The organism is Vibrio sp. 1751, from assembly GCF_033339895.1.
GTDB lineage: Bacteria > Pseudomonadota > Gammaproteobacteria > Enterobacterales > Vibrionaceae > Vibrio > Vibrio alginolyticus.
In genome coordinates this window covers 67117-80723 of sequence record NZ_JAWOVM010000001.1, presented here as the reverse complement: position 1 = coordinate 80723, position 13607 = coordinate 67117, and the positions used below count along the sequence as shown (strand labels likewise).

Genomic DNA, 13607 nt, shown 5'->3' with positions numbered 1-13607 from the left:
TTTAGGAAATTGCCTGTATCTTATTGGGCATATCGTGAAGAGATCGTGAAGAAATGTGATTTTATGAAAATTTTAATTGTAGATGACAACCATAACGTCTCGGAGACGATTGCAGACTATCTTGAGCTCGAAGGCATGATAATCGATTGTGCGTTTCATGGAGAGGCTGCGATTAAGTTAATCGAGGAAAATCATTACGATGTAATCATCATGGATATCATGATGCCGAAGCTCGATGGCATCAGTACGGTACAGAAGCTTCGACAAGATAAGTTATGTGGAACGCCAATTCTCTTCCTAACGGCAAAAGATACGCTAGATGACAAAATCGCGGCTTTTAAAGCGGGGGGAGATGACTATTTAATGAAGCCATTTGCGATGGAAGAGCTCAGTTTGCGTGCTCATGCTTTGGCTAATCGTGGTCCAAGACAAGATATCGGAACGCTCAAATTTGCAGATATTTGTTTAGATGCGCGTACAGGAAAAGTAACGAGAAAAGACAAAGAAATTAAGCTGAGTCGAATTCAAACTAAAATTTTAAAATTGCTCCTCCAACGTGCTCCAGCAGCGGTCTCGCGCACAGAAGTGATCGATAGTGTATGGGGAGACGAACCACCCGGAAGTGATGCACTTCGTAGCCATATTTACGGTTTAAGAACCGCGCTAGACAAAGGTTTTGAAGAATCACGATTAGAGACTATTCATGGACAAGGTTACCGACTTAAAGCATAACGAATATCCAAGCATTTATCGCAAGATCCGTTGGGGTTTTGGGGTCATGACGTTTGTGATGTTTACTCTTTTTTGGTCGCTGATTTATGTGGCAGAAAACAAACTGGAAGTGCTGAGTTTACATCACTGGCTAGATACTGAAGCTGCGCTTTATAGTGAGAATTTCGAGAAACAGGGCTGGGATGCGCCATTGCCAAACGTATTGGAATTCAACTCATATTGGAGTGAAGCACCGACACCCGATTGGTTGCTCTCTTTTACTTCACCTGGTTTTTACGAATACCTGCTTGGTGAAGAAGACAAACACTTTGTTGTATTGAACCATCCCTCAGGGAAGGGGCTTATGTACATTGTGTTTCAAGATGACTCAGATGATTACTTGGACGAATACGAAAGCTCGCTGCATCAGTTTACGCTGCTGCTCGGTGGTTTGTTTTCATTTGTCATGGTTGGGTATGGCATTTACATGGTTCGAATATTGTCTCGGCCATTAGCGCAAATTGAAGACAAAATTAGCCAAATGTCACCGGATCAACCCGCTTTCCAAGTTGAAACTAAGTTCAGCGAAACACGCCAGATAGAGCAGACTTTGCTGGACAATAAGAACGATATCGCGGGCTATTTCAAACGAGAGCAAGAATTTAGCCGTTTTGCATCGCATGAGTTGAGAACGCCAATCATGGTGATTAAAGGCTCAACAGACATTCTGACGCGTATTCCTGATCAACCTCGAGTTGCGCAAAAAGCCATCACGAGGATGCAGTCAGCTTGTGACGAAATGCGTGTACTGACAGAAGCGTTTCTCTTACTTGGTAAAGAGAAAATAGAGCCTCAGCATTACGGAGAGCATCAGCTTCTCACTTGTTTACAAAAACAGTTGGAAGAGCTAGCTCCTTTATTTGCCAAGCAAGATTCGAATTACGCTTTGCACGAACAACATAGTGGTGTAGTGAAGGCACCAGAGAGTTTTGTGACCATTGTTATCAACAATCTGATTAAAAACGCCTTTAGCTATAGTGTGGGAGATATTGAAATTGAGTTGAAAGGTCATGCGCTTAAGATCCTAAACCGTCACGATGGCAACGAGACGTACAATGCTGGTTATGGTTGTGGGCTTGTTATCGTACAACGAATATGTGAACGGATGGGGTGGGCGTTAGTACTGGACGATGATGGTGTTCGATTTAGTGCAAAAGTGGAGTTCTGCTCTTAGCTTTGCGCGTATTGATTCAAGTGAGAATTAACGCTCTGGATTTTTCTTGTCGTACGCATCTAACCCGCAGTCAAACAAGAAAAAACTGGAATTTGAATTAGACTGAAGTTAGTGAAGCGGAAACTCGAGGAACCGTTATGCTCTCTTATCTGGTCAGCCGAAGTATTGAAATTAATAAGAATCAAAGTGAAATTATTGGCTATCTCAAGAACTTCAATAACTGGCCCAGCTGGTCACCATGGATCATTCTTGAACCAAGCTGCGAGCTGACATTCAGTGATAATCAGGGCCACGTTGGAGCTGGTTATCAATGGAATGGTCAGCGTATTGGGACTGGCGCGATTGTACTGGAAAGTACTCAAGAGCATCGATTAGATATGGAGCTGCATTTCTTTCGCCCAATCAAGAGCCATGGAAAGGTGACTCTAATCGTGACACCGTCACAAAATGGCTGTTTAGTCGAATGGCAAATGCAATCTCGCGTCCCTTGGTATCTGTTCTTTCTGAAAAGTATGTTTAAGTCGATGATAGAGATGGATTATCAACGTGGGTTACGCATGCTTAAAAGTAAGCTTGAAACCGGACGAGTGCATTCAGACTTAGCCGAAATTGGTAACCGAACGTTGCCTCAAATTCATTACATTGGGATCAAGGGTGTGGCTAGCTTGCAGGAATTAGGTTCGGTAATTGAGAAGCATGTTCAGCAACTAGAACAGTTAATTAGTGACGAAACCCTATCCGTGAATGGTGAATTGTTTTGTTATTACCAGTCGATGGATATGCAGAAAGGTACATTCGAGTTTATCACTTGCTTTCCTCTTCATAACCCAGTACCAGCGCCTCAAGGGGCGGTTACTGGTACCATTCCTGAGAGTGAAACATTTGTCGTTGAACACCGAGGTGAATATCAGTTTTTGGGAAATGCATGGGCTTTAGCGATGAACTTGGTTCGTCAGAGTGGTATGAAAGTCAAAACCAGTCCTTTAGGAATCGAACGCTACCTGAATAGTCCGAAGGAAACCACGGAAGAAGAGCTAAGAACGGAAATTATTTTGTTTAAGAAATGACAGGCGCAGGCGAGTAGGGTGTTTAGGTATCATACTAGTTATGCGAAATGTTACTAAAGAATAATAGCGTATCTGTTCCTACCCATAAAAATGCCTCAGCAATCGCTGAGGCATGGTTTTACAGGCCAACTTCTCTTGTTAGAGAATTATTGTGCACGGTATTTACCGCTGTTTAGTTCAATTTTAGACGCTTTTACCCGGCTGTCTGCATTTAGGTAGTCGCTAATACTTAGCAGATCTTGATCTTGAGATGCTTTTAACACCGCTGATTCCCCCTCTGCGAAGATAACTTCTAATTTTAACTCGTTGGCGACTGCTTTCGCTTCGTTAGGATTGTTTACGGTGATATAAACCAGTCCTGTGGCTTTGGATACATTACTAAACGCATTCTTAAACACCTCATCACCCGCTTGAAGTTTTACGTCTTCAGATAGGGTTCTAACAGTGCCAGTTTGCACTTTTCGATAATCTTGGCCATTAATCTCAACCGCTTCTGATGGCACAAACAGTTCTGGTGCAGGTTGTTGAGAGAGCTGTTGCTCTGCGTATACACTCGACGTCATGATAACGAGAGCCAGCATAGAAAATGATTTGTATTTCATGTTATTGACTCCTTAGTGTCCAAATATGCGCATCGACCAGTTCTTAATAACACCGGGTTGAGCGTTGTTTGCCATCGGAACGTCATAGATGGTGGAAGAGTTGAAATATGCAATGTAAGAATAGGCTTCATCGCCGTTCGTATCTATTGCTCGCAACGTCCATTCGCCTTTTGCATCTTCGCCATAAAATTGGTTAGACAACATTAATTGATCTTTGTAGCCAGTAATCGTTGGATCAAGAGATTGACCAACAAGACCATTGCGCGGTGTTTGCAAAACAGAACGAGTCCCTGATGGCGAAATGAGCTCGATAGCTAAGTCGGGCAGACGAGCGTGGTCCAATGTCAATGTCACTTGAACGGATTCTACTGTCAGCTCATCGGCAATGGCGATACTTGAAGAACCACCAACTAGACTTGCATCGGGTACACTTACTTCTGTAGCGTTATTAACCCATGGCGTAATGACCTGAGCTGGTAAAACACGATTCGTCATGCGAGCACGTTGCATCGCGTCATCTAAATCTACAGCGCCGAAGCCATAAAAAGTATGGAAATCTACGCCTGCTGCGTTTTTTTGCCAAGGGGCAATGGCCTCGTAGCTAACCTGTTCACCTTTATGGTTAGTAAATTCAAGCTGTACGCCTGGATGCGCTTTATCCGTTACTTTTGCTGTCTCCGCTAGTAAAGCACGTACATCACGAGCAGAAAGTGCGTGGTTGGTTGACATGATTGCCGCGATGGCACCCGATGTGTTTGGCGCAGCCGATGAGGTTCCGTTCATCGTACTGGTATAGTTACAGTTCGGATCGAGCTCCGTTCCGCCGTGTAACCCATTAATGCCAAGGCCTTCACTGGTATTTTGCCCTTCTTCACAACCCATTAAATCAGTGGTGACCATAGCAGGGAAATCTTGCCCATATTCACCTGCTGGTGCTGCAACCCACACGTTCGAACCCACCGATGAGTAACTCGCTCTCGTACCATCCGCTCGCAGTGCACTAGTGACTAAATTGAAGTAATTGGCGTTATCATAAGACTGAGCAGAGTTGTGCATCGGTAAGCCTTGATTGTCTCCACCAGCAAAGAAGTTACTTGGCAATACGAAGAATCGCCCTGCATTGAAATAACGGTAACCATTACCTGCTGACTTTACAAATACAGCACCTCGACCCCAGGCGTTACTCTCGCTGACGTTTTTCATCACGTCCATTTCAAGTTTTAGTTGAGGGTCGCTCTCATCAAAAGTAATCGGGTTTATAGGGCTGAAACCGTAACTTTGGTTAAATACGCGAACATCACGTGTTGCTGGGTCCATGCCATGGGAGATTAACCAACCTTCTAATGTCTGGTTGGCTAACCAGTTAAAACCAATGAGGGAAGAGTGAGAAGCGACACCGCGTCCGCCTTCACCGTTGTTGCCGACGGCGCTAATCAAACCGGCTACAGCAGTGCCATGACCATTAGTATCAACCGGATAACTTGGTGGGAATGAAGAGTCTTCGACGAAGTTTCTGCTACCTGTAACTATATTACCTGCAAGGTCGGGGTGATCGATCTGCACTCCAGAATCAATGACGGCAACTTTCACACCAACACCTGCAATCCCCATTGCCTGAGTGAGCTTAGTGTTTAAGTCGTTCCCAGCAACAGCAGGATTAGCCGCAAACGCAGTTTGCCCCGTGTTGTCTAAGTGCCATTGTTCAGAATAGAGTGGATCAAACGCCGAGACGGCAGGTGCAATGCCTACTGCCAACATAGCTGCAAATAGGCGATTAATGCGTATTTCCATTTTTGACCTCATGTCTTTGTTTGGAATTTTTTAGTTCCTGTTTCATATTCCGCTAACAGGAACAAACAAAGCTAACGACAAAGAATAAGGACGAAAACCATTTACAACTTGTTTACATTAAAAGTTCGATGGACAACATAAGTCTTTGTTAATTTACTGAAACCATGAGGTTTTTATATGTCGCATCGAACATGCATGAAAAATGAAAAATGAAAAATGAAAAATGAAAAATGAAAAATGAAAAATGAAAAGCAGAAAATACGAGTGTACCGTCTGCTTCAAGATGGTGGGTTATTTAGTTGAAGCGGGTTGAATAGTTGCGATTGGTTTCTTGGGTTCGGCTTTTTCCTTAGGCAGCACGTTATCAATCCACTTTTTAATGTACAACTTATCGAATTCTTTATCACACCACTTTTTGTTTAATCCACGTCGATTGAACTCAGCACCAATCGCCACTTTGGTTTGGTTAGTTGCACGGTTGTAGTAGAGAGTTTCACATAGTTGAGTGTTACTCATTTGCTGGGCATATACATTGACACTGCTGCTGCGCATTCCCAGTTGAGATGCTTGCTGATTACTACACGCCATAAGAAATAGAGGCGCAAAAGTAATAATGATTAGATTTTTTTTCATGTGTGCTTTTTTATGATGTAGGATGAATGATGAACTGGTTTCTACCAGCTTGCTTCGCATCATACAAAGCTTGGTCTGCCAAGAAAAACCACTGATCCCATTCTTGTTTAATTGTTTGTGCCGACAGTTTGTCCACTGCTCCAAGGGAAATTGTCGCGCTTAATGGTTTAGAGTCAACCACCAATGGCGTGTTTTCAACAGTATATCTCAATCGCTCCAAAAACTTAGTGCAATCTTCGGCTCGCTGTACTTCGAATAATAGGACAAACTCTTCTCCACCCCAACGAATGAGTAGGTCACCAGAGCGGGTGGATTCGTTAAATAGCGTGGCAATATGAGTCAGCATTTTATCGCCAATATCGTGTCCATATTGATCATTAAAGGTTTTGAAATGATCGACATCTAAAACGGCTAAGGCAAATGTTCTATCTGGGCTTCTACGAGCCATTTTGTCCAACCAAATGTGAAGATAGCGACGGTTATGCAATTGAGTTAATGGATCGGTAGTATTTTCTTGAGTGAGTGCTTTATTAATACGTCTAACGCGCAGTACGTAACGAAAACCAACGACTCCAATTGCCGCAATAGCGATAAAGTAGAACATTTCTCGATAGCGCTGTGAACGCAGTTCAGAGGCTTGTAGCGCATTTTTTGTTTCTAGCAATTTGAGTTCTTTCTGGGCTAACTTAGCTTCGAGGTCAAACTTAATGTTAATCATCTCTTCACCATGAATATGATGAGAAAACTCAGCCTCTAGCTCTCTTAATTGGGTTAAATAATGAAAAGCCGCTTCATAGTCATTAAGAATTTGATGAGCGTTTACCAGTACCGAAAGCATATCAATACGCTGACGCAGCTCTAATTCACTGGTTGATTTGGTTTGTTCTAGAACGTTAAGTGCTGTTGTAATAGCTTTATCGTATTGTTTGTTTGCGAGGTAAGCCTCTGCAAATGCCTCGTAACAAGACGTTTTTAGCATTTCTAGATTTTTTGGAATGGGCAGGTCTACGCAACGCTGTGCGACCATTAATGCATCATCAATTTTTCCTACCGAGCTCAACATTTGTGAAAAGCTGGATAAAGAGTGGTGCTTGACTGTGTCCGACCCCGTTTGCATTGAAAGTCGAATGGCTTCATTGAAATAATATTCCGCTTTTTTGTTATCTCCGAGGCTCGAGTGAACGATGCTAAGGTTTGCGTAGATAACCCCCATAAAAAAGCTATTATCGTATTGATATTCGCTCTCTAGGTAAGTGTCGAGAGCTTGCGTTAGGTAACTGTTGGCCCGAGCCCAATCTGATGCATCGATGTAGACCGTCCCAATGTTGTTCAGTGTCATCGCGACTTGTATTTCAAATACTGTTTTTTCTAATAACTCATAGGCATTGCGATAATATTTTAGGCCACTGCGTAGTTGATTTCGAGATACTTCTAGATTGCCTAACCAGCGGTAAGCACGGCCTTCTAATGCTAGATAACCAAGATCACGGGCTGTAGAAACAACGTCATGGAGTAACAATTCTGCGTTCCAGTTATCGTCTTGCTCAATCATTGTTACAGCCTTATTGAGCTGTGCTTCAGCGACGACCCATTCCAAATGGTGCTTTTTACCGAATTCGATTAAATCGGGCATATCTTTCGGTAATGGAACGCCTTCGTAACGCTTAAGGTACTTTCGTGCAAAGTAATACAGAGCAAGAGACTCCGCTGATGCATTCTGTGGCGCATTTAACTCATCTTTTTGAATTGATCGCGGCTTACCCATCGAGCGAAAGTAGAGTTTTAACATGGGCTTGCTTTCTGCTGAAATGTGTTCTTCCAGATAAGCTTGCTTTTCGGTACTCGCCAGTACGTTGGTGGGATGCAAGAAAAGTCCAAGTGCAGTACAAAGTGCGCAAGCCAGTGTTTTAATTGAGAAGTGCATGAGCGTATTAATAAAATGTGATCTCTTAACCGAATACCAGTTAAGTCTACCATTTCTTGTTGGTTAAGTGCGGATGGATTCCCAGTGGCAAAGTGTTTTAGGAGTGAGATACGAGAAGGATCTCTATAATATTATGATTTATAAAACAAAATCTATTGAAAACTTATGCAATGATTAGGCGATGGTATAGACAAGGTAACGATGACGGGTAGGCGAGCATATTCGGCGGACTCAATCTAATGATTTAAGCCGCGGATTCATCGCTCAAAATCAGGGCGAAGTGTAAAAAATTACGTTTCTGTCATAAATATTTAATGCTTGTATGGGTTGTTAAAAAACTGGATATTAGACATAGTGTTATTAAGCCAATAAAAAATGGCTTTTATAATAAATAGGAGATTAACTATGCATAATGAAATGATTCAACCTTCGCACTTCGGCATTATCGGCCGTACCTGCATCGCTTCAGTACTTATGATTGCGGGTGTTTTCGCTCTTATTTAAGAGTCAAGGGTAACGATGATTACCTTTTAAAGAGTAAGAAAATTCAGGGAATCACCTTAACCTTGTGTAAGGTATTCCCCTGAAAATCCAAGATAGTCTTTAGTTATTAGCTGAAGAAGCTAAAAATCAATGCACTTACCGCCACAATGCCTGCTGCTAGAACAAAGTAAGTAGAGACATTTCCTCGATATTGTTTCATCGCCTCGATTTTATACACCGCTAACATTGGCATAATAAATAAGATCATTGCAATAACAGGCCCTGACAATGCTTCCATCATACCAAGAATACTTGGGTTCATGATCGCCGCCGCCCAGATTGAGAAGAACAGTGCTGCCACGCTGATACGATCAACACGCTTCTCAGATAGGTTAAAATGCTTGTTAATTAAACCATTTAAGCTTTCACGCGCACCTAAAAAATGCCCAAGGAAAGATGAAGTGATAGCAACAAACGCTACTAAAGGACCAAGTGTTGCAATAAATGGATTATCGGTTGCGTTCGCTAAGTAAGACAATACAGATACGTTTTGTTCTTTTGCTTGAGCCAATTGTTCAGGTGACAGTGTTAGCACACAGGAAAATACAAAAATAAGAACAAAGGCAATCAGCATGATGCTAGTGCGGCGAAGAATAACTTCGGATTTGGCATCTGCCTGCTTACCGTAATGGCGACGTTGTACATTTGCAAAGCTTGAAATTGCAGCTGCGTGACTAAACGAAAAAATCACTACAGGAACTGCTAACCACATAGTGCTAGCAAAAGCTGACGCTTCTGGCACATCCATGACAGGCATGGTCCAGTTCGGTATTAAGTAAAATGATAGAAAGGCAAGAATGGCAACAAGTGGGAACACCATAATGGCAAAGGCCCGTAGCATTACTTTTTCACCCGCCATCATAATAGCAATTAGTGCAAACACTAGTACGCCAGAAAGCAAAGGTCTAGGTAAAGAAGCCATATCAGCCTGATTTACCATGAAGCTATCTACTGTGTTTGTTATTCCAACCCCATATATCAACAGGATCGGGAAGATCGAAAGAAAATACAGCAGTGAAATAGAACGGCCTGCTTTTGCGCCGAAGTGCTCTTCCACTACATCAGTGAAGTCTGCGTTTTTGATCTTAGAAGATAGTACAAAACGAGCTAAGCCACGGTGCGCAAGATAGGTCATTGGAAAAGCAAGTACTGCCATCGCGACTAAAGGCCAAAAACCACCAATCCCAAGGTTAATTGGCAGAAACAGGATGCCTGCGCCAACGGCTGTTCCAAATAGGCTAAGAACCCAATGTGTATCATGTTTTGACCAAGCTGTGGTTGTGTTTATTTCACTAGGATTTAAGGCATTTCGAGATTCTTTCACTTTAAAACTCGCTTTTATAAAAATAATAATGCTGAAAATGGTAAAGGTTTTAGTGTTTATTATCACATGCGAAGCTTGGTGAATAATGCTGTGGACTTGGGGTGGTTGTAAATTATCCAACTATGAATTTTTCAATAAACCAGAATAAAGTTCTTATTTTTAATGCATTTAATGGTTGTATGTATTGAAATTTTCATCTTGTGTGGTTTTTGATTTTGCGGTTAAAACTTAATCACGGATGTATGTTCTAAGTGAGTTAGGCCTAATTTTCAGGAAGAATATTACATTTCTTAAGCACTTAATTGAGATGTTTGTGTCCCGTCATTTAGATGAGATTTAGGTATACTGCTGCCATTCATGTTAAAGAAGGAGTCATTGAATGGACATCTTGTCTGCGCAAAAAGAGGACTTATTTGCCATATATAAGCTCGAAAATACTTTATTTGGAGAACACGCCTATCCTCAATTTTTCTTTCGGCAAGCTTTTGATTGTTGGGGAGAGAGCTTACTGGTAGCAAAAGAGGGAAAGCAGGTCGCAGGGTATATATTGCTAACGACTAGCACAAATGCACATCAATATTGGATCATGTCATTGGCCGTCGATATTCAACATAGAGGTAAAGGTATTGCGCGTTCCCTCCTAGAAAACGTTATTGCGCCGTTGAAGTTAGGCTCAAGCGTGAAATTGACTGTCGATCCTAAGAACCAACCTGCATTGTCTTTATACCTCTCCCTTGGCTTTAAAACGTTAGAAGAAGAAGCGCATTATTTTGGTGACGAAGAATCCAGGTTAGTCATGGAATTAGTAAAGTAATTCTGCACGATAATGACCGAAATTTGCACACAATCAGTGCGTAGCATTACGTTGCTATAATTGGTTTTAAGCTAACCTTTTGTATAGTAAAGGTTTTTAATCTTGGCACCTCACTTGCTTTACATAAACGTTCATCGATAACTCGATGCGCCGCTCTCAATAGCAGGCGAGAGCGGTATAGGGTATTACTTTTTGAAAATGTACTAACAGCGTTAAAGGCATTGCTGCCTCTCTCGATTCGGGAGAGGCTTTTTTTTGCTAGTAAGTTGGGCTGAATCGCACTGGAGGTGTTATGTCGCAAGGATGCAAAAAAACCACTTGTCCCTATTGTGGTGTTGGATGTGGTGTCGAGGTCAATGCGAAAGGAATCGTTGGGGATGCGTGTCATCCTGCAAATGCGGGCTCACTGTGCGTAAAGGGTGTCGCGTTGGCAGAGAGCTTGAATATGCCTTCGCGCTTGCTGTATCCAAAGCTTGTCACCAAGCAGCGACCTCAAGGGCAAGAAGTACAATGGCAACAAGCCACGGATCTGATTGCAGAAAAGATTCATCAAGCGAAAGCAGAGTTTGGACCGGATTCCGTCGCGATGTACGTGTCAGGCCAGTTGTTGACGGAAGACTATTACGTCGCCAACAAACTCATGAAAGGCTATGTTGGCAGCGCTAACATCGATACGAACTCCCGTTTGTGCATGTCTTCGGCGGTTGCGGCTCATGTACGAGCATTTGGTGAAGATGTCGTTCCTGTCAATTACGACGACATTGATAATACCGAGTTGTTGGTTATCTGCGGTGCGAATACCGCTTGGACGCACCCTGTTTTATTTCGACGTATTCAACAAGCGAGAGAGAACAATCCTAACCTCAAGCTGGTGGTCATTGACCCGCGTGAAACGGTGACAGCACAGCAAGCGGATTTGCATCTACCGATTAAAAACGATGGGGATGTGTCACTTTTTAATGGGCTGCTCAAGTTTCTTATCGAGCAGCAGTATATTGATTCTAAATACATAAATTCCTATACCGACGGGTTTGATGCGCTTGCAGAAGAAGTCTCTGATTTACGTTACGATGTCACTAACCTATCGTCTTCCATTGGTATTTCAGAAGAAAAACTCAAGACATTCTTCCAATGGTTCGCGCAAAGCCCAACCGCAATCACGCTGTTTTGCCAAGGGGTTAACCAAGCGGAAAATGGTGTCGATAAAGGCAATGCCATTATTAATGCACATTTGGCTACAGGTAAAATTGCTAAGTCAGGTTGTGGTCCGTTTTCTATTACAGGTCAGCCGAATGCGATGGGTGGGCGAGAAGTCGGTGGATTGGCCAATCAATTAGCGGTTCATCGTGCTTTTGACGCAGAGTCTATCAAGCAAGTGCAGGCGTTCTGGGATTCACCAGAAATTGCCACTCAGCCCGGTTTAAAAGCCGTTGAGCTGTTTGAGGCGGTAGAACGTGGTGAGATTAAAGTTCTGTGGATCATGGCAACCAATCCCGTTGTCTCATTACCAGATAACCAATTGGTAAAACGTGCATTAGAGATTTGTCCGTTTGTGATTGTTTCCGATATCACAGCGGATTCGGATGTAGCGCATTACGCAGACCTGTTGCTACCCGCTGCTGGCTGGGGGGAGAAACAAGGCATGGTGACCAACTCTGAGCGTCGACTTTCAAGGCAGCGTCAGTTTCAAATGCCTCCGGGTGAAGCAAAATCAGATTGGTGGGCGATAAGCCAAGTTGGACAAGCTCTGTGTGCATTGGAAAAGACACAAAATGGCTTTGCGTTTACTTCTGAGCGGGCGGTATTCAGGGAATATGCCGCGATGACAGGCATGAATGCAGATTCGCCATTGAAGCTAGATCTTTCTCAATACGCCAACTTAACCGAGCAAGATTACGAAGAGTGGGTGCCGACACAATGGGGAGGAGAGCGTCCTTTTGCTGATGGAATCTATTCGCACCAAGATGGAAAAGCGCGCTTTGTCGTGACCAGTGAATCTCCAACGCGTTTAGAGAGAACAAAAGGCTGGTGGCTCAATACGGGCAGGCAACGCGATCAATGGCATACCATGACGCGCACAGGTCATATCGCACACCTTGCCGCCTCCGAGTTAGAACCAACCGTGTACATGAACACACTCTCTGCTACTCAAAATCGCTTAAAAGCAGGACAACTCACCAAGCTGTTTCAGCCTACTTCAAACACCAGTATTTATGCCAAAGTTGCCATTGATGAAGGTTTGGGTTTTCAAGAGCTATTTATGTCAATGCACTGGGCGGGTCGATATGGCGGTGAAAGCAGTGTTAACGCGATAGTAAACAGCGCAAAAGACCCTATTTCCGGGCAGCCTGCGTTTAAGTCGTCTTATGTTGAAGTGCAAGAGGCGGCGGTAAAAACTTACGGTATGTTCATTGGTACACAGTTTGATTCCGGCAAGTTTCTCTACAGCGCATTTCAAGCAGAAAGTAATTTAGGCATCTGGCGCTTTGCACACGACAAACGACCAAAGAAGCAGAGTTTTTGTCGAACGGAAAAGAGCCGCAGAATTACGATAGATATTGCCCAAGGTTGGCTAGCAGTGGATTACGACCTTGTTGGAGACGTGCGTATCATTCGTTCTGTTTTAGTGGTGTCTAGTGAACCGATTCAAACCGACTACACCAACTTTACCGGCTTGATTGGCAAACCGATGGAGCTATCGCAACTGCTTACCATCACTCAATCGCAAAGCAGTGCCAAACTGGTTTGTAGTTGTTTCCGCGTCACCGATAAACAAATACATGACGCGATGGAGAAACAAGACTGCACGTCAGTGACCCAACTTCAAAACAAGCTCAAATGCGGTACTAACTGTGGCTCGTGCGTCTCTCAAATCAAACAAATGGTCGACAGCCATCAGCATCAAAAGGGCAAACAGCAAGCGAACCAGCAAAGTCTGGCGATTCAAATAAAGTAAGTCATAAA

At 43.2% G+C, this 13607-nt stretch carries 10 protein-coding genes; 5 read left to right on the top strand and 5 right to left on the bottom strand.

The window, feature by feature from the left end; genetic code table 11:
- Positions 1-63: 63 nt before the first annotated feature.
- From R7041_RS00340 to R7041_RS00330, 3 genes are all read left to right on the top strand, one after another.
- Positions 64-732 carry a response regulator transcription factor gene (locus tag R7041_RS00340; RefSeq protein WP_064369211.1) on the top strand — a complete coding sequence of 223 codons (669 nt, stop codon included), beginning with the start codon at positions 64-66 and terminating at the stop codon, positions 730-732.
- On the top strand, positions 704-1945 hold the full coding sequence (locus R7041_RS00335) for a sensor histidine kinase (protein WP_025767687.1): 1242 nt from the start codon (positions 704-706) through the stop codon (positions 1943-1945). The genes R7041_RS00340 and R7041_RS00335 overlap by 29 nt, the downstream gene beginning before the upstream one ends.
- Before the next feature lie 137 nt (positions 1946-2082).
- Positions 2083-3012, top strand: a complete 930-nt coding sequence (locus R7041_RS00330) for an SRPBCC family protein (RefSeq protein ID WP_064369212.1) — start codon at positions 2083-2085, stop codon at positions 3010-3012.
- 146 nt (positions 3013-3158) lie between these two features.
- Here the strand turns inward: R7041_RS00330 and R7041_RS00325 are convergent, their stop codons facing one another.
- The 5 genes from R7041_RS00325 to R7041_RS00305 form a co-directional block, all read right to left on the bottom strand.
- Positions 3159-3614, bottom strand: coding sequence for a hypothetical protein (locus tag R7041_RS00325; protein WP_064369213.1), 456 nt, complete (start codon positions 3612-3614; stop codon positions 3159-3161).
- A 12-nt stretch (positions 3615-3626) separates the two neighbouring features.
- The gene (locus tag R7041_RS00320; RefSeq protein ID WP_064369214.1) at positions 3627-5405 is read right to left on the bottom strand and encodes a S8 family peptidase; all 1779 of its coding nucleotides are present in this window, start codon (positions 5403-5405) and stop codon (positions 3627-3629) included.
- Between the two features lie 291 nt (positions 5406-5696).
- Positions 5697-6038, bottom strand: coding sequence for a hypothetical protein (locus tag R7041_RS00315; protein ID WP_025767691.1), 342 nt, complete (start codon positions 6036-6038; stop codon positions 5697-5699).
- A gap of 10 nt (positions 6039-6048) precedes the next feature.
- Positions 6049-7962 (bottom strand): tetratricopeptide repeat-containing diguanylate cyclase, encoded by a 1914-nt coding sequence (locus R7041_RS00310; protein ID WP_025767692.1) that lies wholly within the window; start codon positions 7960-7962, stop codon positions 6049-6051.
- A gap of 610 nt (positions 7963-8572) precedes the next feature.
- Positions 8573-9829, bottom strand: coding sequence for an aromatic amino acid transport family protein (locus R7041_RS00305; protein WP_017820237.1), 1257 nt, complete (start codon positions 9827-9829; stop codon positions 8573-8575).
- A gap of 379 nt (positions 9830-10208) precedes the next feature.
- Between R7041_RS00305 and R7041_RS00300 the strand changes: the two genes are divergently transcribed.
- Both R7041_RS00300 and R7041_RS00295 read left to right on the top strand, forming a co-directional pair.
- A complete protein-coding gene (locus R7041_RS00300) occupies positions 10209-10643 on the top strand; it encodes a GNAT family N-acetyltransferase (RefSeq protein ID WP_064369215.1) in 435 nt (144 codons plus the stop codon).
- 292 nt (positions 10644-10935) lie between these two features.
- Positions 10936-13599, top strand: coding sequence for a nitrate reductase (locus R7041_RS00295; protein ID WP_206949037.1), 2664 nt, complete (start codon positions 10936-10938; stop codon positions 13597-13599).
- The last annotated feature ends 8 nt before the right edge of the window (positions 13600-13607 follow it).

What these genes read in the sequence shown, in the direction of transcription:
- R7041_RS00340 (WP_064369211.1), top strand. Translation starts at nt 64, where the DNA reads ATGAAAATTTTAATTGTAGATGACAACCATAACGTCTCGGAGACGATT.
- R7041_RS00335 (WP_025767687.1), top strand. Translation starts at nt 704, where the DNA reads ATGGACAAGGTTACCGACTTAAAGCATAACGAATATCCAAGCATTTAT.
- R7041_RS00330 (WP_064369212.1), top strand. Translation starts at nt 2,083, where the DNA reads ATGCTCTCTTATCTGGTCAGCCGAAGTATTGAAATTAATAAGAATCAA.
- R7041_RS00325 (WP_064369213.1), bottom strand. Translation starts at nt 3,614, where the DNA reads ATGAAATACAAATCATTTTCTATGCTGGCTCTCGTTATCATGACGTCG.
- R7041_RS00320 (WP_064369214.1), bottom strand. Translation starts at nt 5,405, where the DNA reads ATGGAAATACGCATTAATCGCCTATTTGCAGCTATGTTGGCAGTAGGC.
- R7041_RS00315 (WP_025767691.1), bottom strand. Translation starts at nt 6,038, where the DNA reads ATGAAAAAAAATCTAATCATTATTACTTTTGCGCCTCTATTTCTTATG.
- R7041_RS00310 (WP_025767692.1), bottom strand. Translation starts at nt 7,962, where the DNA reads ATGCACTTCTCAATTAAAACACTGGCTTGCGCACTTTGTACTGCACTT.
- R7041_RS00300 (WP_064369215.1), top strand. Translation starts at nt 10,209, where the DNA reads ATGGACATCTTGTCTGCGCAAAAAGAGGACTTATTTGCCATATATAAG.
- R7041_RS00295 (WP_206949037.1), top strand. Translation starts at nt 10,936, where the DNA reads ATGTCGCAAGGATGCAAAAAAACCACTTGTCCCTATTGTGGTGTTGGA.